The sequence below is a fragment of the Sphingomonas sp. IW22 genome (assembly GCF_041321155.1).
GTDB lineage: Bacteria > Pseudomonadota > Alphaproteobacteria > Sphingomonadales > Sphingomonadaceae > Sphingomonas.
Genome location: NZ_JBGGWB010000003.1, coordinates 82,456 through 101,447 on the forward strand (window position 1 = coordinate 82,456; position 18,992 = coordinate 101,447).

The 18,992-nt window shown below is 65.1% G+C and carries 15 protein-coding genes and 1 pseudogene; 6 read left to right on the forward strand and 10 right to left on the reverse strand.

Annotated elements, in window-relative coordinates:
- Window positions 1–26 precede the first annotated feature (26 nt).
- Window positions 27–1,034: a fumarylacetoacetate hydrolase family protein gene (locus ACAX61_RS13910; protein WP_370715448.1), complete on the forward strand. Its 1,008-nt coding sequence runs from the start codon at window positions 27–29 to the stop codon at window positions 1,032–1,034.
- Here ACAX61_RS13910 and ygfZ read toward each other — a convergent pair.
- Window positions 1,031–1,777, reverse strand: a complete 747-nt coding sequence (gene ygfZ / locus ACAX61_RS13915) for a CAF17-like 4Fe-4S cluster assembly/insertion protein YgfZ (RefSeq protein WP_370715449.1) — start codon at window positions 1,775–1,777, stop codon at window positions 1,031–1,033. The genes ACAX61_RS13910 and ygfZ overlap by 4 nt on opposite strands.
- A gap of 44 nt (window positions 1,778–1,821) precedes the next feature.
- Between ygfZ and ACAX61_RS13920 the strand changes: the two genes are divergently transcribed.
- Together ACAX61_RS13920 and uvrB are read left to right on the forward strand one after the other, a co-directional pair.
- A complete protein-coding gene (locus tag ACAX61_RS13920) occupies window positions 1,822–3,144 on the forward strand; it encodes a dihydroorotase (protein ID WP_370715450.1) in 1,323 nt (440 codons plus the stop codon).
- Window positions 3,145–3,205: 61 nt separating this feature from the next.
- Window positions 3,206–5,395 (forward strand): excinuclease ABC subunit UvrB, encoded by a 2,190-nt coding sequence (gene uvrB, locus ACAX61_RS13925; protein ID WP_370715451.1) that lies wholly within the window; start codon window positions 3,206–3,208, stop codon window positions 5,393–5,395.
- Window positions 5,396–5,413: 18 nt separating this feature from the next.
- On the opposite strand, the gene ACAX61_RS13930 is transcribed toward uvrB, so the two are convergent.
- On the reverse strand, window positions 5,414–6,733 hold the full coding sequence (locus ACAX61_RS13930) for a spinster family MFS transporter (protein ID WP_370715452.1): 1,320 nt from the start codon (window positions 6,731–6,733) through the stop codon (window positions 5,414–5,416).
- Between the two features lie 108 nt (window positions 6,734–6,841).
- Window positions 6,842–9,256: a TonB-dependent receptor gene (locus ACAX61_RS13935; protein ID WP_370715453.1), complete on the reverse strand. Its 2,415-nt coding sequence runs from the start codon at window positions 9,254–9,256 to the stop codon at window positions 6,842–6,844.
- Window positions 9,257–9,381: 125 nt separating this feature from the next.
- Between ACAX61_RS13935 and ACAX61_RS13940 the strand changes: the two genes are divergently transcribed.
- The 3 genes from ACAX61_RS13940 to ACAX61_RS13950 all read left to right on the forward strand — a co-directional run bounded on the left by ACAX61_RS13940 (window position 9,382) and on the right by ACAX61_RS13950 (window position 12,273).
- Window positions 9,382–10,017: a TetR/AcrR family transcriptional regulator gene (locus ACAX61_RS13940; RefSeq protein ID WP_370715454.1), complete on the forward strand. Its 636-nt coding sequence runs from the start codon at window positions 9,382–9,384 to the stop codon at window positions 10,015–10,017.
- Between the two features lie 157 nt (window positions 10,018–10,174).
- Window positions 10,175–11,407 carry a polyhydroxyalkanoate depolymerase gene (locus ACAX61_RS13945; protein WP_370715455.1) on the forward strand — a complete coding sequence of 411 codons (1,233 nt, stop codon included), beginning with the start codon at window positions 10,175–10,177 and terminating at the stop codon, window positions 11,405–11,407.
- Window positions 11,404–12,273 (forward strand): formate/nitrite transporter family protein, encoded by an 870-nt coding sequence (locus ACAX61_RS13950; RefSeq protein WP_370715456.1) that lies wholly within the window; start codon window positions 11,404–11,406, stop codon window positions 12,271–12,273. The genes ACAX61_RS13945 and ACAX61_RS13950 overlap by 4 nt, the downstream gene beginning before the upstream one ends.
- 35 nt (window positions 12,274–12,308) lie before the next feature.
- Here ACAX61_RS13950 and ACAX61_RS13955 read toward each other — a convergent pair whose 3' ends face one another.
- The 7 genes and pseudogenes from ACAX61_RS13955 to arsC all read right to left on the reverse strand — a co-directional run bounded on the left by ACAX61_RS13955 (window position 12,309) and on the right by arsC (window position 18,985).
- On the reverse strand, window positions 12,309–12,791 hold the full coding sequence (locus ACAX61_RS13955; protein WP_370715457.1) for a pyridoxamine 5'-phosphate oxidase family protein: 483 nt from the start codon (window positions 12,789–12,791) through the stop codon (window positions 12,309–12,311).
- Between the two features lie 54 nt (window positions 12,792–12,845).
- Window positions 12,846–14,174, reverse strand: a complete 1,329-nt coding sequence (locus tag ACAX61_RS13960; RefSeq protein ID WP_370715458.1) for an MFS transporter — start codon at window positions 14,172–14,174, stop codon at window positions 12,846–12,848.
- Window positions 14,175–14,290: 116 nt separating this feature from the next.
- On the reverse strand, window positions 14,291–14,785 hold the full coding sequence (gene bfr, locus ACAX61_RS13965; protein WP_370715459.1) for a bacterioferritin: 495 nt from the start codon (window positions 14,783–14,785) through the stop codon (window positions 14,291–14,293).
- Window positions 14,786–14,896: 111 nt separating this feature from the next.
- Complete coding sequence (locus tag ACAX61_RS13970) at window positions 14,897–15,067, reverse strand: (2Fe-2S)-binding protein (RefSeq protein WP_370715460.1); 171 nt, start codon at window positions 15,065–15,067, stop codon at window positions 14,897–14,899.
- Between the two features lie 56 nt (window positions 15,068–15,123).
- Entirely contained in the window at window positions 15,124–16,305 is a 1,182-nt protein-coding gene (locus tag ACAX61_RS13975) for a DUF418 domain-containing protein (RefSeq protein WP_370715461.1), read from the reverse strand.
- A gap of 68 nt (window positions 16,306–16,373) precedes the next feature.
- Window positions 16,374–18,590 (reverse strand): phosphoribosylformylglycinamidine synthase subunit PurL, encoded by a 2,217-nt coding sequence (gene purL / locus ACAX61_RS13980; protein ID WP_370715462.1) that lies wholly within the window; start codon window positions 18,588–18,590, stop codon window positions 16,374–16,376.
- Window positions 18,591–18,640: 50 nt separating this feature from the next.
- Window positions 18,641–18,985 (reverse strand): annotated as a pseudogene (gene arsC / locus ACAX61_RS13985) (arsenate reductase (glutaredoxin)).
- Window positions 18,986–18,992 lie beyond the last annotated feature (7 nt).

An 18,992-nucleotide genomic window follows, 5' to 3' on the forward strand; every position in this document is an offset into this window, starting at 1 on the left:
GTGTCATAGGATGCGGAGGTAAAACGATGAAACTGGCCAGTCTGAAACAGGGGCGCGACGGTCGTCTGGTGGTCGTGTCGAACGACCTCGCCTGGTACGCTGATGCCGCGCATATCGCGCCGACTTTACAGGCGGCGCTGGACGACTGGGACCGGGTTGCGCCCGATCTGGCGAATCTGGCCACCGACCTTGAGCATGAAGCCATCCCCCGGGAGCGATTCCACGAACGCGACGCCGCGTCGCCGCTGCCGCGCGCCTATCAATGGGCCGATGGATCGGCTTATGTGAACCATGTCGCGCTGGTCCGGCAGGCGCGCGGGGCGGAAATGCCCGACAGCTTCTGGCACGACCCGCTGATGTACCAGGGCGGATCGGACGGCTTTCTGGGGCCGCGCGATCCGATCCCGCTGAAGGACGAAAGCTGGGGCTGCGATCTTGAGGCTGAAGTGGTCGTGGTGACCGGTGACGTGCCCATGGGTGCCAGCCGTGAGGAAGCACTGGCGGCGGTTCGGCTGGTCGGGCTGACCAACGACGTGTCACTGCGCGGGCTGATCCCCGGCGAACTGGCCAAGGGTTTCGGCTTTTTCCAGTCAAAGCCCGCCAGTGCATTCTCGCCTGTGTTCGTCACGCCCGATGCGCTGGGCGATTGGTGGCGCGACGGCAAGCTGGACCGCCGGGTCAATGTCGACCTGAACGGCCAGCCCTTTGGCAGGGCACAGGCGGCGGAGGACATGACCTTCGACTTCGGCACGCTGATCGCCCATGCGGCCAAGTCGCGTGCGCTGGGGGCGGGGACGATCATCGGGTCGGGCACCGTTTCCAACCGCGACGAAAATGGCGGGCCGGGGCGCCCGGTCGCCGATGGCGGCGTCGGCTATTCCTGCATCGCCGAAATCCGTACCGTCGAGACAATTCAGCATGGGGCGGCGAAAACCCCGTTCCTCAAGCCCGGTGACACGGTTCGCATCTGGGCCGAGGACGATCGCCACCACAGCATTTTCGGCGCGATCGAACAGGCGGTGGTCGCGGCCTAATCCACTTCGGCGCTGGCGTCCGCCGCCAGCGCCGACGCCAGCCATTCGGGCATCAGCGCGTCGTCCAGCGCCTCGACCCGCGCATGTTCCACCATCAGGCCAAGGTCGGGATAGGTCGCGCGCGCGCGCGGTCCCGCTTCGCCCAGCGGCTTGACCACCAGCCGGCGATTCACCTTAGAGCGATGGTGCATCCGCGCGGTATTTTCCTGTCCGACAAAGCAGCCCTTGGTAAAGCTGACGCCGTTCAGCTCGCGAGCATTGCATTCCAGCCACAGCGTCTCGCCATCGCCCAGCTCACCCACACCCTCTGTCACGCCCATCGACAGGCGGTGCGCGCGCCACGCGGCGCTGGCATCGTCGCTCGCCTCCGCCGACAGCCAGCGATGACCGAGGGCGGGCAAGCGCGGGTCGGCGGGCTGGTCGGCCATGCGCGGCGACCAATGGACCAACAGCGCGGGTTCGGGCGCGATGACGATCGCGCGACGCAGGCGATACAGCGTCAGCCGCTTGGCCAGTGCCTCCACGCGGTCAGCTTCGGCATCGACCAGCACGTCGTCGCCATCCGCCCATAACAGGAAATCGAACAGCACCTTGCCCTGCGGCGACAGCAGCGCCGTCCAAAGCGGCTGGGCGGGTGTCAGTTCGCGCAGGTTATGCGTGACCAGCCCCTGAAGGAAGCCGCGAACATCGTCGCCCGACAGGCGGATAAGCGCGCGATCGGCAAGGTGGGTGGCATCGTCCATGCCAAGAACGTAAGGGTTCGCCATCACCAGCGAAAGAGGCGGACATGGCATTTGATCTGAAGCTCAGCGGCGGCACGGTCCACTTGCCCGGCGGTCCGGCGCAGGTCGATGTGTTCGTCACCGACGGCCGCATCGCGGCGATCGGCGGGTCAGGCGATGCGGGCGAGACGATCGACGTCACCGGCCTCGACGTGCTGCCCGGCGTCATCGACAGCCAGGTCCATTTCCGGGAGCCGGGACTGGAGCATAAGGAAGACCTGGAAACCGGCAGCGTCGCCGCCGTAATGGGCGGCGTGACGGCGGTGTTCGAAATGCCGAACACCAACCCCAATACCGACAATGAAGCCGCGATCACCGACAAGCTGACGCGCGCGCGCCGCATGTGGTGCGACCATGCCTTCTATGTCGGCGCGACCGGCCAGAATGCGGAGGAACTGCGCGCGCTCGAACGGATGCCGGGCACGGCGGGGGTCAAGATCTTCATGGGTTCCTCCACCGGCAACCTGCTGGTGGCCGAGGATGAGGCGCTGGCCCGCGTGCTGGCCAGCGGCACCCGCCGCGTCGCCATCCATGCCGAGGACGAGGCGCGCATGAACGAACGCGCCGCCGACTATCGCATCGACGGCGATCCGTCCTCGCACCCCGTGTGGCGGGACGATGAAAGCGCGATGATCGCCACCAAGCGCATTTTGCGACTGGCGCGGGAGGCCAAGCGGCGCATCCACGTCCTGCACATCTCCACCCCCGCCGAGCTGGAATTGCTGGCCCGGCACAAGGACATCGCAACGTGCGAAGTCACGCCCCAGCACCTGACGCTGGCGGGTGAGGAAGCCTATCCACAGATCGGCACCTATGCCCAGATGAATCCGCCGATCCGTTCCGGCGGGCACCGGGCGGGCCTTTGGCACTGGATGGCGCAGGGTGTGCCCGATGTCATCGGTTCGGACCACGCACCGCACACCATCGAGGAAAAGTCGCGCCCCTATCCCGCCAGCCCCAGTGGCATGCCAGGCGTGCAGACGCTGCTGCCCCTGATGCTGAACCATGTGGCGGAGGGGCGGCTGACGCTCCAGCGGCTGATCGACCTGACCAGCGCCGGGCCGCAGCGGATTTTCGGGCTGGTAGGCAAGGGGCGGATCGCGCTTGGTTACGACGCCGACTTCACCGTGGTCGACCTCAAGCGCCGCTGGACGGTGAGCAAGGACTGGCTCGCCTCGCGCTGCGACTGGTCGCCGTTCGAAGGCTGGGAACTGACCGGCAAGCCGATCGGCACCATCGTGCGTGGCCGTACCGCTATGTGGGAAGACCAGTTGGTCGGCACCGCGCAGGGCGCACCGATCCGCTTCGAGGCGACCGAGTTCCGTTAAGAACCGGGGCGGGCACGGGCACACCATTGCCCCGTGCCCGCTTCGTTCTCATATTCGCCGCATGGCGATCGAGATCCGCACCAATCTGGCCGAACCCGATACCGGGCAAAGCTTTATCCCCCACCGCCCCGCGCGTCCGCCCAAGGCCGAAGGGGGCCGGGCGTTCAAGCTGGTCAGCGACTATCAGCCGTCGGGCGACCAGCCGACCGCGATTGCCGAACTGGTTGACGCCGCGCAGGCCGGTGAGCGCGATCAGGTGCTGCTGGGCGTCACGGGTTCGGGCAAGACCTTTACCATGGCCAAGGTGGTGGAGGCGTTGCAGCGTCCCGCGCTGGTGCTGGCGCCCAACAAGATCCTCGCCGCGCAGTTATATGGCGAGTTCAAGTCGTTTTTTCCTGAAAACGCCGTCGAATATTTCGTCAGCTATTACGACTATTACCAGCCGGAGGCCTATGTCCCCCGGTCGGATACTTATATCGAGAAGGAAAGCTCGATCAACGAGGCCATCGACCGGATGCGCCATTCGGCCACCCGGTCGCTGCTGGAACGCGACGACGTGCTGATCGTCGCGTCGGTTTCGTGCCTTTACGGTATCGGTTCGGTCGAAACCTATTCGGCAATGATCTTCGACCTGAAAAAGGGCGAGACGCAGGACCAGCGCGAAATCATCCGCAAGCTGGTGGCTTTGCAATACAAGCGCAATGACGCCGCGTTTCAGCGTGGTGCTTTCCGCGTGCGCGGCGACAGCCTTGAGGTGTTTCCGTCGCACTATGAAGACACGGCCTGGCGCATCAGCTTTTTCGGGGACGAGATCGAGGAGATCACCGAATTCGACCCGCTGACGGGGTCAAAGGTCGCCAGCCTCAATTCGATCCGCATCTATGCCAACAGCCACTATGTGACGCCCGGCCCGACCCTGAAACAGGCGACGCACGCGATCCGCCACGAGCTTGAGGAACGGCTGAAGGAATTGCAGGCCGAAGGGCGGCTATTGGAAGCGCAGCGGCTGGAGCAGCGCACCAATTTCGACCTTGAGATGATCGCCGCGACCGGCAGCTGCAACGGGATCGAGAATTACAGCCGCTTTCTGACCGGCCGCCTGCCGGGCGAGCCGCCGCCCACGCTTTTCGAATATCTGCCCGAAAATGCGCTACTGTTCGTCGATGAAAGCCACCAGACGATCGGCCAGATCAACGGCATGTCGCGGGGTGACCACCGGCGAAAGATCACGCTGGCCGAATATGGCTTCCGCCTGCCCTCGGCCATCGACAACCGCCCGCTACGCTTCAACGAATGGGACGCGATGCGCCCGCAGACGGTGTGCGTGTCTGCCACGCCCGGCGGCTGGGAAATGGAGCAGACCGGCGGCGTGTTCGTCGAACAGGTGATCCGCCCCACCGGCCTGATCGACCCGCCGGTCGAGATCAAGCCGGTCGAGGAACAGGTGCAGGACCTGATCGTCGAGTCGCGCAAGACCACCGAACTTGGCTATCGCACGCTCGTCACCACGCTGACCAAGCGCATGGCGGAGGATTTGACCGAGTACATGCACGAAGCGGGCATCAAGGTCCGTTACATGCACTCCGACGTGGAAACGCTGGAGCGTATCGAGCTGATCCGCGACCTTCGCATGGGCGTGTATGACGTCCTGATCGGCATCAACCTGCTGCGCGAGGGGCTGGACATTCCCGAATGCGGACTGGTCGCCATCCTGGATGCCGACAAGGAAGGATTTCTGCGTTCCGAAACCTCATTGATCCAGACCATCGGCCGCGCCGCGCGCAACGTCGACGGGCGCGTCATCCTCTATGCCGACCGCATCACCGGCAGCATGGAGCGTGCGCTCAACGAAACCAGTCGGCGGCGCGAAAAGCAGGAAGCCTATAACCGCGAACACGGCATCACGCCCCAGACGATCAAGCGCAACATCGGCGACATCATCGCCCATGTCTCGCAAAAGGATCAGGTGACCGTCGAGATCGACGAGGATCGGCCCCACATGGTCGGCCACAATCTGCGCGCTTATATCGAGGAACTCGAAAAGAAGATGCGCAAGGCCGCCGCTGATTTGGAATTTGAAGAGGCCGGCCGCCTGCGCGATGAAATCCGCAGCCTGGAGGCGGAGGAACTCGGGCTGCCCGATCATGAGAAAAAGGCGCCGATCATGGGCCGCAGCAACGAGGGCAAGCCCGGCACCCGCAAGACGCGGTTCGGCAAGGTGCAAAAGAAATGGAGTGGCGGGAAGCGGTAGGCGCGGGGCGCGCAGCCGCTACGCCCCGCGCTGGTCCCACCAATCTCGCCGCAGCGGTTTGATCGCCAGCGCCATCAGCCCTGCCGCGACGAGGTAAAAGCCCAGCGCCAGGAACGCGGCCCAGCGCAGCGCGTCGTCGCCCATCGACGCCGTCATCGCGTCTGACATCGCGCCCATGATCCAGGAACCGAGACCCAGGCCGATCAGATTGTTGATCAGCAGGAACGATGCGCTGGCCGTCGCGCGCATGGGCGGCGGGACCAGCCCCTGCACCGCCGTCGTCACCGGGCCGAGCCACAGGATGTTGAGCCCATTGGGGATCAGAAAAAACGCCCAAGCGAGGATCGGCGAGCCGGACGCCATCAGCCCAGCGCCGAACAGCGGCACGGTGACCAGCCATGCGATCATCGGCAGCTTGGCATAGGCGCCCTTGTCCGCACCGCCCAGCCGGTCGGCCATCACGCCGCCCAGCAGCACGCCCGCACTGCCGCCGATCAACAGCGTCGAGCCGATGTACAGCGCCGCCGTGAACAGGTCGAAGCCAAAGCTGCGGATCAGCACCGATGGCATCCAATATGCCAGGCCATAGCCACACATCGAACTGAACCCGGCGGCAAAGCCCATCAGCCAGAAGCTGGGCTTGCGCGCCAATATGGCAAAGACGCGGCCCACCGGCACGCGTTCGGATGTGGCGGGGGCAGGGTCGCTCATCCCCCGCACGGGTTCGCGGACGATCAGCCGGAACAGCGGGGCGATGACGATGCCCGCTACGCCCACCACCAGAAAGGCAGTGCGCCAGTTGACCGTCGCGGCGATGAACCCGCCCAGGATCGACCCGCCAGCCAGGCCGATAGGCACGCCCAGCGAATATATGGACAGCGCCCGCGCGCGCTTTTCCGGCGGGAAATAATCCGCGATCATGGCATAGGATGGCGCGACGCCCCCCGCTTCGCCGACGCCGACGCCGACGCGAAACAGGAACAGCTGCCAGAAACTGGTCGCCATTCCGCACAGCGCAGTGAAGGCGCTCCACACGCCAAGCGAAATGGTGATGACCCAGCTGCGGCTGGTGCGGTCGGCGATCAGTGCCAGCGGGATCGCCAGCGTCGAATAGAGCATTGCAAAGGCGATGCCGCCCAATGCCCCCAGCTGGGTGTCAGTCAGCCCCAGTTCCGCCTTGATCGGCTGGACCAGGATGCCAAGAATCTGACGGTCGAGAAAGTTGAAGGTGTAGACCAGCAGCAGCATCGCCAGCACGGCGGCGCGATATCCCGGCGTTGCCGACGTCAGCCGCCGACCGGACCCTCGCGCTGCCTCTGTCGGAGCGGTGCTGGCCATACCTGATCCTCTAATTGTCTGACGACAGCTTACGCGATCGTGCGCGGATGCCAAGCCTTTCCGGCGCATAATGGGCGAGCGCGATGCGGCGCCCGCCCATTCCCCCCTTTAGAACTTTAGGCCCAGCGTCACATAGAACTGACGCGGATTACCGTAAAATGCGGTCGCCACGCCCTCTCGCCCCAGCGACGGGGTGATGCCGCCCGTCGGAGTGATGATCGGCAGACCGGTCTGGGGATTCGCCAGCGCGAACAGATAGCCCGAGGTGATGTAGCGCTCATCAGTCAGGTTCTTGCCGTGCAGACCAATCGAATAGCGCCGCTCCGGTCCGAAGCTGTAATTGATGCTCGCGTCCCACAGGGCATAGCCCGGCTGGTCGAGGAACGGGTTGGGCACTTCGAACTGCGTCGTGTCGCTGCGATAGCTGAGCGTGGTGGAGGCGTTCAGCTCACCCGTGCCAATGGGCACGATCGACCCCAAAGTGCCCGACAGCGTCCAGTCGGGCGTGTTCTGGATGCGGCGGAAATCAGCCACTTCATTGCCGGCGGGGCCGATGAAGCTGTCATATTTCGCGTCGATATAGCCGAGCGTTCCGGAAAAGCTGACCTGTGATCCGGCGCCTGCGAAATCGCGCAGCAGGCGCGCGAAGATCTCCGCCTCAACACCCTTCAGCGTCGCGGCGGCGGCATTGGTGGTGACGCCTGCAAAACCTTCGAAAATGCCGTCGCCATTGGCGTCGACGCCGACCGATCCGGGCACCTGTACGTCGGTGTAATCGGACCAGAAGCCAGTGACGGCATAGGTCAGGCCGCGGTCGAACAGCGATCCCTTGACGCCCACTTCATAGCTGTCGACCGTTTCGGGTTCGAACAGGAAGAAGTCGTAAATGTCGTCATACTGGATGCCCGGCACGCCATTGTTGTTGGGCGCGATATTGGCGCTGCCGCGCGGGTCGAACCCGCCGCCCTTGAACCCCTTTGAATAAGAGGCATAGGCCATGAAATTGTCGGTGGGCGTCAGCGTGATGGCCGCGCGCGGGGTCCATTTGTCGAAGGTCGCTTCGCCTTCGAAATTGGTGATCGGCGCGCCAAGATTGGTGCCGCTGCCGCCGAACTGTGCGTCGGCACCACCCAGCCGGTTGGCCTTGAAGATCGCCGAGCGCCGGGTATCGCTGGTGTAGCGAATGCCACCCGACAGTGCGAGCCAGTCGGTCACGTCATAGGTGAAGTCGGCAAAGCCCGACCAGGTGTCGGTACGCACATCGCCCGCCGTCTGCTGTCCGAACCCGGCCGAGACGGGCAGGCCCAGCGCCGGACCCGTCGTCGCCAGGATCACGTCGAACCGGGTCGAGGCGCGCGCGTCGAGATAGTAAAAGCCGACCAGACCGTTCAGCCGGTCGCTTTCATATGCCAGCTGGAATTCCTGGCTGATCTGTTCGTTGCGATAAACGGCGGGCACATCGACATCGACGCTGGGCAGCGCGTCGAAATCGATGGGCGTCAGGCTGCGATCCTCGCGCCATGCGCTGATGCTTTTCAGTGTCAGGCCCGTGGCAATCTCGGCGCTGATGTTCATGGCTAGCCCGCCCGCTTCGATGTCGTTGAGCGGGAAGGCCAGCCCGGCGCGGGTGTCGAACACATCGTCAAGCACCGGCGCGCCCGACGCGATGCCGGGGATCAGCCGGTGGCCATTGCGCGCGTTCGACTTGTCGTGGGTGTAATCGCCCGAAATGCGGACGAACAGGCGGTTGTCGGGCGTCTCGAACTCGATGGTCCCGCGACCGGCCCATACGTCTTTGTTGTAGTTCTCGATCCCCAGCGTCAGATTGTCGCCGAAACCCCCGCGTGACAGCCGCGCGCCCGCAACGCCGACGCGGATGCCGTCGGTCAGCGGGGTGGAGACGCTGAGCACGCCATCGGCCTGATCGTAGCTGCCATAGGTGGCGCGGGCATTGACCGACAGGCGGTCGGGCAGTCGCCGCGTCACATATTTGATCGCGCCGCCGATGGTGTTGCGGCCGTAAAGCGTGCCCTGCGGCCCGCGCAGCACCTCGATCCGCTCGACGTCGTAAATGTCCAGCAGTGCCGCTTGCGGGCGGTTGAGATAGACATCGTCCAGATACAGGCCAACGCCCGATTCAAATCCGGGCACCGGGTCCTGCTGACCCACGCCGCGGATGAAGGCGGTCAGTGTCGAATTGGTCCCGCGTGACGGCTCAAGCGTGACGTTGGGCGTGGTGTCGCCAATGTCGGACAGGTCGATCGCGCCCTGTGCCTCAAGCGCTTCACCCGAATAGGCGGTGACCGCGATCGGCACGCGCAGCAGCGATTCGGAGCGGCGCTGCGCCGTCACGACGATTTCCTGGTCGCCAAGCGCGGCGGACGGTGGTGGCGCTTCGGCGGCCTGCGCCTCTGCATCGGCGGGCGCGGCCATTTCCTGCGCGGCGGCGGGCGCCGCCAGCAGCGCGACGGGCGCAACGGTGAACATCAGATATGCGGCGAAACGATTGCGCAAGCGAGCCATCGGCCAGATCCCCTCCCATAAGGCATCCCCGCTTTTCGCTGCGGGGTTGTGCACTGGTAGGCTGCGTTATACTGAAACCTGAACCGGGTTTCAACTTGAGAAGTCCGAGATGGGGGAGGGGGTCGATGGCACGCTTGCCCGACGAACAGGATCAACAGGCGACCGGGGCAAGCGAGGGTAAGGCACCCCGCACCGCACGCGGTCGGCGCACGCTGCGCGCCATATTGGACGCGGCGGCCGTCGAATTCGGGGAAAAGGGTTTCCACGAAGGTTCGATCAGTGGAATCACGCGCCGGGCCGGCGTGGCGCTGGGCAGCTTTTACACCTATTTCGACTCAAAGGATGCGGTGTTCCGCGCGCTGGTGCGCGACATGTCGGCACAGGTTCGCGATCATGTCGCTCCCGCGATCCGCACGGCGCCGGATGGTATCGCCGCCGAGCAGGCGGGCCTGCGCCACTTCATCGAGTTCGTGCGCGCGCACAAGGAAATCTACCGCATCATCGACGAGGCGGAGTTCGTCGATGCCGACAGTTTTCGCCTTCATTACGCGACCACGGCCGAACGGATCGAGGCGCGGCTGCGCGCCGCCGCTGCGCGCGGGGAGGTGCGCGCCGACGTCGGTGCGGCCCATGCATGGGCGATCATGGGGATGAACGTGTTTCTGGGCCTGCGATACGGGGTCTGGAACGAGGACCGCCCCGCCGACGACATCGCCGCCGATATGGCCGATTTCCTGCGTCACGGTCTGGCCCCGCGCTGATCCCATGCAGCCGAATGGCAAAGGCGCGCGTTGATACCCCAACCAACGGGTAAGGGTGCCGTGTTACCACGACATTGCGGGCGACATGGCGTGATTGCTATATCGGCCTGCCCTTTCCGCACCATGTGCGGGGAAGGTGGGACAGGAAGGACGGCCAATGCTTTATAATGCCTATGAAATGCAGCGCTCGATGCTGGCGGGCGCCAGCGCGCTCGCCAATTTCGGGGCCGGCCTTCTCAACAATCCTGCCAACCCCTTTTCCTATTTCGGTGGCGGTCCGGTGGTGGCATCGGCGCTTGAGGTCTTTGCCCATGCCGCCGCGCCGCGCGGCAAGCCCGAATTCGGGCTGAACCAGACGATGATCGACGGCAAGCCCGTGGCCGTGCGTGAAGAGATCGTCGCGCGCAAGCCGTTCGGCCAGCTCAAGCATTTCGTGCGCGAGGGCGTTCAGGGCGGGCCGAAGCTGCTGATCGTGGCGCCCATGTCGGGCCATTATGCGACGCTGCTGCGCGGCACGGTCGAGCGGATGCTGCCGGTTGCGGATGTCTATATCACCGACTGGCGCGACGCGAAGCTGGTGCCGCTGAGCGAGGGTGGCTTCGACCTGGACGACTATATCGATTATGTCGTCGACTGGCTGGCGCAAATCGGGGCGGAGGGCGATGCGCGCGCGCATATGCTGGCGGTCTGCCAGCCGTCGGTCCCCTGCTATGCCGCCGTGGCGTTGATGAGCGCGGACAAGCACCCGAACCTGCCGCGCACGCTGACCATGATGGGCGGGCCGATCGACACGCGTGAGGCGCCGACCGCCGTCAATACGCTGGCGACCGAACGGCCCCATGCCTGGTTCCAGCAGAATGTGATCGCGACGGTACCGATGCTGTATGCCGGCGCCGGGCGCCAGGTTTATCCCGGTTTCCTTCAGCTGGCCGGGTTCATGACGATGAATCTGGGCAACCACCTGATTTCCCACTGGGAAATGTTCAAGCATCTGGTCCAGGGCGACGACGAAAGCGCCGATGCGACGATGCGCTTCTACGAGGAATATCGATCGGTCTGCGACATGACGGCCGAATTCTATCTCCAGACGATCGATCTGGTGTTCCAGCGCCACGCCCTGCCGCTGGGTGAGATGACGCATCGCGGCCGCCCGGTCGATCCCGCTGCGATCACCGATGTCGGCATCCTGGCGATCGAGGGCGAGCGTGACGACATCTCAGGCATCGGCCAGACAAAGGCGGCGCTGACCATCGCGACGGCGCTGGACGAGGCGAAGAAGAAATATCTGATGGCCGAGGGCGTCGGCCATTACGGCATCTTCAACGGTTCGAAATGGCGCACGCGCATCGCACCCGTGGTCGAACAGTGGATGGCGGCGCATTCAGGATGACCCCCAGCGGCGAAGTCCCTGACGAGCCGCAGGAACCCGACCATCTGGACGCCGGGGAGCGTGAGGATGTGGCCGATCGTCAGACCGGATCGGCACTGGTGGTCTATGAAGTGATCCGCGCTGCGGGCGATGAGGAGTTGCATCGCCCGGCAAGCGGCCTGTTCTTTTCCGCGCTGGCGGCGGGCATCGGCGTATGTGCGTCTCTGCTTGGCGTCGCCACGCTGCGCGGCCACCTGCCCGACGCGCCATGGGTCGAACTGGTCGCGGCGCTTGGCTATACGCTGGGCTTCGTGATCGTAGTGTTGGGCAATCTCCAACTGTTCACGGAAGCGACGGTTACTGCGGTGCTGCCCGTCATCGCCGACCCGCGACCGATCAATTGCCTTCGCCTGGTGCGGCTGTGGGCAATCGTGCTGATCGGCAATCTGATCGGCACGTTCATCGTCGCGTCGATGATCGCGATGCAATGGATTGTGGATGCACAAACGCTGGACGGCGCACTGGAATTTGCCGGGCACCTGACCGAATACTCCTTCGGCGCGCTGCTGGTGAGGGGCATCCCTGCGGGGTTCCTGATCGCCAGTCTTGCCTGGATCCTGCCCAATGCGCGGCAAGATGCGCTGGGCGTCGTGGTCGGCATCACGTGGCTGGTCTCAGCGGGGGGCTTCACCCATGTCGTCGTCGGCTCGGCCGAGGCGTGGCTGCTCCTGCTGGCGGGCAGGGTGGGGATCGACTGGGTGCTGTTCGGCTTTATCGCGCCCGCATTTCTGGGCAACGTGATCGGCGGCAGCGGCCTGTTCGCGCTGATCGCCTACGGTCAGGTGCGAGAGCAGATGGCGGTGGCAAAGCACGAGCCAAAGGATTGACCGACGGGCGGCGCACCTGGCGCCGCCCGACGTCGTTACAGCGCGACTTCGGCGTGCTTGCCCGCCTCATCGGGGCGGATGGTGTTGCCGGTCATCAGCTTCAGCTTGCCGGTCAGCGACAGGTCGGCCTCCCAGACCTCGGCATCCTTCAGGTCGAAGCGCAGCATCATGACGTTGGGATCTTCCTTGCCGCCCTCGAACCATGCCTCGACCGGGTTCGACCAGTATTTGTCGAAGATTTCGCGCCGCGTTTCCTCGACCAGCGTGCCGTGGATGCATGCGAACAGGTCCTGCCCCTTGGACACGAACTGCACCATCGCCTCACCACCCTTGGCGATGCGGTTGTCGCGGTTGCAATAGAACCAGAACTCGCTGTTCGCGTCGGGATCGAGCTGCGCCGTCATCGGCTCATGATGGTCGTGGCTGCCGACCAGCCCGACCATGACGAACGGGCTTTTGCCCATCGCCTTCCACATCGTTCCGCGAATTCGTGCATCCTGTTCCTGATCGACCTGCATGGCAAACTCCTTGTTGGGTTGCCCTGACAACGGCCGGAACGCGCACCGGTTGCGTCAGGTGGTGCGAAGCCGCACGACACTGCACAACAGTGCCAGCCCGGCAAAGGCGGCCGCAACGAACAGCGGCACCGGGCCGAGCCCCAAGCCCATCGCCAGCATTACGCCGACCGTTGACGCGCCCAAGGTCTGGCCCAGCAGCCGCCCGGTGGACAGCAGCCCGCCCGCCGCCGCCGCCCGGTCCTTTGGTGCCTGTCCGATGATCAGCCGCGAATTCGGGGCAAAAAACAGGCCGAACCCGCATGCCGTCAGCGACAAACGCCACCCAATGTCGGGCCAGGCCGCGTCCCCCGGCATCGCCGCGATCAGCAGCAGGCCCGCAATTGCCAGCGCGCATCCGGCAATGCCCAGCAGCGACGGTTTGATCCGATCCGACAGCCACCCCGCCAGTGGCGCCACAACCAACAGCGTCAGCGGGACCGGCAGGATCAGCAGGCCCACCTGTTCGGGCGGATAACCCATGCCCTGCTCGAACCGGAATGGCAGCAGCACGATGAGCGAAGCGGATGCGAGAAACGCACTGATCGCGCCCAGCACCGACAGGCCGATCACGCGCTGGCCCAGCAAATCGACCGGCAGCACCGGTCGCGTGCGCTGCCGCTCCCGCCGGACCAGCAGCACGGCGGACAGCACACCGCCCGCCATCATCGCGACACCAGGGGCGAATGCTTCGGCGCTGTGCGCGGCCAGCTCGATGCCGCCGATGATCGCGCCGATGGTCGCCGCGCTCCACACGCCGCCTGCCCAGTCGAACCGCTCGTCACGCGGGCGCGGTTCGGGCAGCGACCGGCCGAGAAGGATCGATACCAGTGCAAAGGGCGCGGCGGCGCAGAACACCCAGCGCCAGTCGGCATGGCCGACGATGAAACCGCCCAGCGTCGGCGCCAGCGCGTTGGCGGATGCGACGATCACGCTGTTGATGCCCAACCCGGAACCCAGTCGCCGCGCGGGATAGATGGTCCGCAACATCGCCGCCGACACGCTCAGCGCCATGCCCGCGCCCAACGCCTGCGCCACGCGCACGACCAATAGACCTGCAAAGCTGTCGACCAGCAGGCTGGCGGCGGACGCGAACAGGAAAACGACCTGCCCGACCTGATACAGCCGGCGGTGCCCCAGCCGGTCGCCCAGATTGGCAAAGGGCAACAGGCCCATCACCAGCACGAGTTGATAAAGGGTCACGACGGCGACCACCGCGCCCGCGGTGACGCCGGTATCGCGGGCGATGGTGGGCAGGGCGACATTGGCGATCGCCCCGTCGATCACGAACAGGGCGGTGCCGAACGAAATCGCCGCGATGGCAACGAAACGGCGCGGACGCGGCAACCCGTCCTCGGTCCTTGCCGGTATCGGAGACGCGGTGTCGCTGGGCTGTAGGATGGCGGTTCTCGGTTCATCAGGCGGGGTTCACGCCGAACGCGTAAGCCCCGCCCGCCGGTTCCTCAATCCTTGCCGTCGGCGTCGTTTTCCGAACGCGAATTGAGCTGGATATAATTCTGGATGCCCATGCGCTCGATCATGTCGAACTGACGCTCCAGCGTGTCGAGATGCTCTTCCTCGCTGTCGAGAATGCGGCGGAACAGGTCGCGGCTGACGTAATCGCGCACCTTCTCGCAATGCTCGATCGCGTCGCGCAGCAGCGGAATCGCTTCCTCTTCAAGCGCCAGGTCGCCCTTCAGCACTTCCTCCACCGTCTCACCGATACGAAGGCGGCCGAGCAGCTGGAAATTGGGCAGCCCGTCGAGGAACAGGATGCGTTCCGACAGCCAGTCGGCATGCTCCATTTCTTCGATTGATTCCTTCCGCTCAAACTGGGCGAGCTTGTACACACCCCAATGGTCGAGCAGGCGATAGTGCAGCCAATATTGATTGATCGCGGTCAGCTCGTTCTTGAGCGCGAGGTTCAAATACTCGATGACCTGGGGGTCGCCCTTCATGACGGTCGGCCTTTATTCTGGATACGGAACAGATCGCCAGAATAGCGCCATCAACGAGGCGTTGATACCCGGAAAATGGCTGAAATCCGGGCTTTTTCGGTGCTGCGAACGTCAGGCAGCAGCGCGTTCGGAATCGATAATGGCTCGCGCGAACGGCACACACTGACCGCATTTGGCCTGGCACCCAAGCGCGCGATACGCCTGACAGGCGCTGCGTGCGCCGCCACGGGCCACTTCCCGCACTTCCCGTTCGCGAATTGCATTGCAGACGCAGACGACCATCGAACCCTCTCGCTGTTGCGAATCGTTCTACGGTTATTGCAACTGCCTCGCAAGCCTTATTGCGTCGCGTTCGCACTTTTGCGGTGGGCGGTGCCGCCGGACAGACGGCGCCACAACCATTCGACAGGACCCTGCCCGAATCGCGCAAGCCACCACGGCGACACGATCAGCATCACCGCCCACATTGCCGCCACGAACAGGTACAACTCCGCGCGTGGCACTTGCGCATACAGGTTCAGCCCGTGACCGTAGAAGATGGTCGTCATCAGGATGCTCGTCGCAAGATAGTTGGTGAACGCCATGCGGCCCGCTGCCGCAATCCGTGCGGTCAACCGCGCCGCCGCGAAGCGCCGCGCCAGCCACAGGATCAGCGTAAGATGGCCAAGCGCGCTGGCGACCCGGAATGGAATCGACCAAGCCAGAAAATTGCCCGTCAGCACCACGGGATCGAAGCCCGAAAGCGCCCCCCACGCCGTCAGCGCGACCATGCCCGGGAGGCCCAACGCATAGCCCCACATCATCATCCGCCGCAGCGCCGCGTCGGACCACTCGGCCGTCAGCGCACCCGCGCGGTACAGGGCCATGCCGATCAGCATATAACCCAGCGACTCGCCACCCGCGAACTCCAGCAGGCGAAGCGGCGCGGCACCGCGCACGAACCAGCGATAGGCGACCGCATCGGCCCATTCGCCGCGAAAGGCGGCAAGGTCGGCGGCCACGGTGGCGCTGCCCGCATGGGGGAAGGTGGCGACCATCGCCTGGTAGCGGGCGACCAGATCGGCAGGCGCATCGGGCGCGGTGGCCAGCGACTGGAAATACAGCGCCCCGCCGAACTGGATCGACAGCAACGCGGTGTGCAGCACCAGCACGACGATGCCCGCCCGGGCCAGCCGCCCCGAATCCCAATCCCATGCGATCGGCAACAAACAGCCCAATACCGCATAATGCAGCAGGATATCGCCGTTCCAGATCAGATAGCCATGGGCGAGGCCAAACACCGCCAGCACGGCCATGCGCGCATAATGGCGGCGCACCGGATGCGTGGCCCGCATCGACAGCATCAGCACGCCCGCGCCGAACAGCATCGCGAACAGCCCGCGCATCCGCCCTTCGAGCAGCATTTGCGTGAATGCCCATACGCCCAGATCGACCGCACGGTCGCCGCCCCAGGCCAGCGGATTGACATAGGCATCGCCCGGCAGGGCGAAGCCGATGATGTTGATCGTCAAAATCCCCATCACCGCCACCCCGCGCACCACGTCCAGCGGGACGTGGCGCGGGGGGCGGGTGAGGGTGCTGTCAGGCGTCAGGCCGCGACCTCGCCCTGCATCAGCTTGGGAAAGAAGCCCTCATGCGCGGCGCGCAGGTCGGCCAGGCTGACGGTCCAGTCGCCCGCTTCGGTTTCGAACACCAGCCGGTCGCGAATGGTGCGGCCCAGCGGGTCGGCAGGCACGTCGGCGCGGTCGGCGTCGGCCATGAAATCGGCCAGGCACTGGTCGCACACGGTGACGACATACAGGCCCTGATCCTCGCCAAAGAAGCTCTCGGCCATGCCGAAGGGCTGCACCGCGTCGATCAGTGCGCCGATATCGCCCGCCAGCGCCATTTCGGCAATCGCGACCGCCAGACCGCCGTCGGACACGTCGTGGCACGCCTTGATCGCGCCCTTTTCGATCTGGGCACGGATGAAGTCGCCGGTGCGCTTTTCGGCCTTCAGATCGACGGGCGGCGGTGGGCCGTCTTCCCGCCCATGCACTTCGCGCAGCCACAGCGACTGGCCCAGATGGCCCATGCGCTCACCCACCAGGATGATCGCGTCGCCGGTCCGGCGGAAGCCGATGCCGACCGACTTCTGCCAATCCTGCATCAGGCCAACGCCACCGATCGCAGGCGTGGGCAGGATGGCGGAGCCGCCGCCGGTCGCCTTGGATTCATTGTACAGCGACACGTTGCCGCTGACGATCGGGAAGTCGAGCGCGCGGCACGCATCGCCCATGCCCTCAAGGCATCCGACCAGCTGGCCCATGATTTCCGGGCGCTGCGGATTGGCGAAGTTGAGGCAGTTGGTAACCGCCAGCGGCTTGGCGCCCACGGCCGTCAGGTTCCGCCACGCCTCTGCAATCGCCTGCTTGCCGCCCTCGACCGGATCAGCAAAGCAATAACGCGGCGTGCAGTCGGTGGTGATCGCCAAGGCCTTGTTCGTGTCATGCACGCGCACCACCGCCGCGTCGCCGCCGGGGCGCTGCACCGTGTCGGCGCCGACCATGTGGTCATACTGCTCCCAGATCCAGCGGCGGCTGGCGATATCCGGGCTGCCCATCAGCTTGAGCAGGTCGGCGGCGACGTCGCTCGTCTCCGGCGCGTCGGTCAGCTCGTCGCGCTTGGGCGTCGGCACATGCGGGCGGTCATACAGCGGCGCATCGTCGGCCAGCGGAGCCAGCGGAATGTCGGCGACGGTCTCGCCCTTCCACTTCAGCACCATGCGGCCCGTGTCGGTGACGGTGCCGATGACCGCGAAATCCAGTTCCCACTTGCGGAAGATCGCCTCAGCTTCAGCCTCGCGGCCGGGCTTCAGCACCATCAGCATGCGTTCCTGCGATTCGGACAGCATCATTTCATACGGCGTCATGCCGGTTTCGCGCTGGGGGACATTGTCCATCACCAGTTCGATGCCGACGCCGCCCTTGGACGCCATTTCCACCGAGGAGCTGGTCAGGCCCGCGGCGCCCATGTCCTGAATGGCGACGATCGCGTCCGACGCCATCAGTTCCAGACACGCTTCGATCAGCAGCTTTTCGGTAAAGGGGTCGCCGACCTGCACCGTTGGGCGCTTGGCGTCCGAATCCTCTTCGAAATCGGCCGAGGCCATGGTCGCGCCGTGAATGCCGTCGCGACCCGTCTTGGACCCGACATAGACCACCGGATTGCCGATGCCGGCGGCGGCCGAATAAAAGATCTTGTCCTGCTGCGCGACGCCGACGGTCATCGCGTTGACCAGGATGTTGCCGTCATAGGCCGGGTGGAAGTTCACTTCGCCGCCCACGGTCGGCACGCCGACGCAATTGCCGTAACCGCCGATGCCATGGACCACGCCCGCGATCAGGTGGCGCATCTTGGGGTGATCGGGCCGCCCGAATCGCAGCGCGTTCATGTTGGCGACCGGCCGCGCGCCCATGGTGAACACGTCGCGCAGGATGCCGCCGACGCCCGTCGCCGCGCCCTGATACGGTTCGATATAGGACGGGTGGTTGTGGCTCTCCATCTTGAAGATCGCCGCCTGCCCATCGCCAATGTCGATGACGCCCGCATTTTCGCCGGGGCCACAGATCACCCACGGCGCCTCGGTCGGCAGTTTCTTCAGATGGATGCGGCTGGATTTATAGCTGCAATGTTCCGACCACATCACCGAAAAGATGCCCAGTTCGGTAAGATTGGGCGTTCGGCCCAGCGCGTTCAGGACGCGCTGATATTCTTCCGGCGACAGGCCATGTTCGGCGACGATTTCGGGCGTGATCTCGGTCATGCGCGCAGCCTCTAGCGGGGTGTGCGGGCGTCGTCATCCCCGTATGCGCGTTACAGCAGCGCGCGGACGCGATCCTGTGGCCGGCACAACGCAGCACCCTTGTCGGTTTCGACCATCGGGCGCTCGATCAGGATGGGGTGCGCCATCATCGCGGCCAGGATCGTCGCGTCGTCGGCATTGGTCAGCCCCATCTAGCGCGCCAGAGGCTCCTTTGCGCGCAGCCCGTCGCGCGGGGTCATGCCGGCACGCGCGTACAGGCGCAGCAATTCCTCGCCCGACGGCGGCGTTTTGAGATATTCGATGACGTTGACTTCGAGGCCCGGCGTTTCCTCAAGGATCGCCAGCGCCTTGCGCGAAGTGCCGCAGCGCGGATTGTGCCAGATGGTCGCTTTCATGGCGCGA

Excerpts from the sequence above, each read along its gene's own strand:
- ACAX61_RS13910 (WP_370715448.1), top strand. The coding sequence starts at position 27 with ATGAAACTGGCCAGTCTGAAACAGGGGCGCGACGGTCGTCTGGTGGTC.
- ygfZ (WP_370715449.1), bottom strand. The coding sequence starts at position 1,777 with ATGGACGATGCCACCCACCTTGCCGATCGCGCGCTTATCCGCCTGTCG.
- ACAX61_RS13920 (WP_370715450.1), top strand. The coding sequence starts at position 1,822 with ATGGCATTTGATCTGAAGCTCAGCGGCGGCACGGTCCACTTGCCCGGC.
- uvrB (WP_370715451.1), top strand. The coding sequence starts at position 3,206 with ATGGCGATCGAGATCCGCACCAATCTGGCCGAACCCGATACCGGGCAA.
- ACAX61_RS13930 (WP_370715452.1), bottom strand. The coding sequence starts at position 6,733 with ATGGCCAGCACCGCTCCGACAGAGGCAGCGCGAGGGTCCGGTCGGCGG.
- ACAX61_RS13935 (WP_370715453.1), bottom strand. The coding sequence starts at position 9,256 with ATGGCTCGCTTGCGCAATCGTTTCGCCGCATATCTGATGTTCACCGTT.
- ACAX61_RS13940 (WP_370715454.1), top strand. The coding sequence starts at position 9,382 with ATGGCACGCTTGCCCGACGAACAGGATCAACAGGCGACCGGGGCAAGC.
- ACAX61_RS13945 (WP_370715455.1), top strand. The coding sequence starts at position 10,175 with ATGCTTTATAATGCCTATGAAATGCAGCGCTCGATGCTGGCGGGCGCC.
- ACAX61_RS13950 (WP_370715456.1), top strand. The coding sequence starts at position 11,404 with ATGACCCCCAGCGGCGAAGTCCCTGACGAGCCGCAGGAACCCGACCAT.
- ACAX61_RS13955 (WP_370715457.1), bottom strand. The coding sequence starts at position 12,791 with ATGCAGGTCGATCAGGAACAGGATGCACGAATTCGCGGAACGATGTGG.
- bfr (WP_370715459.1), bottom strand. The coding sequence starts at position 14,785 with ATGAAGGGCGACCCCCAGGTCATCGAGTATTTGAACCTCGCGCTCAAG.
- ACAX61_RS13970 (WP_370715460.1), bottom strand. The coding sequence starts at position 15,067 with ATGGTCGTCTGCGTCTGCAATGCAATTCGCGAACGGGAAGTGCGGGAA.
- ACAX61_RS13975 (WP_370715461.1), bottom strand. The coding sequence starts at position 16,305 with ATGGGGATTTTGACGATCAACATCATCGGCTTCGCCCTGCCGGGCGAT.
- purL (WP_370715462.1), bottom strand. The coding sequence starts at position 18,590 with ATGACCGAGATCACGCCCGAAATCGTCGCCGAACATGGCCTGTCGCCG.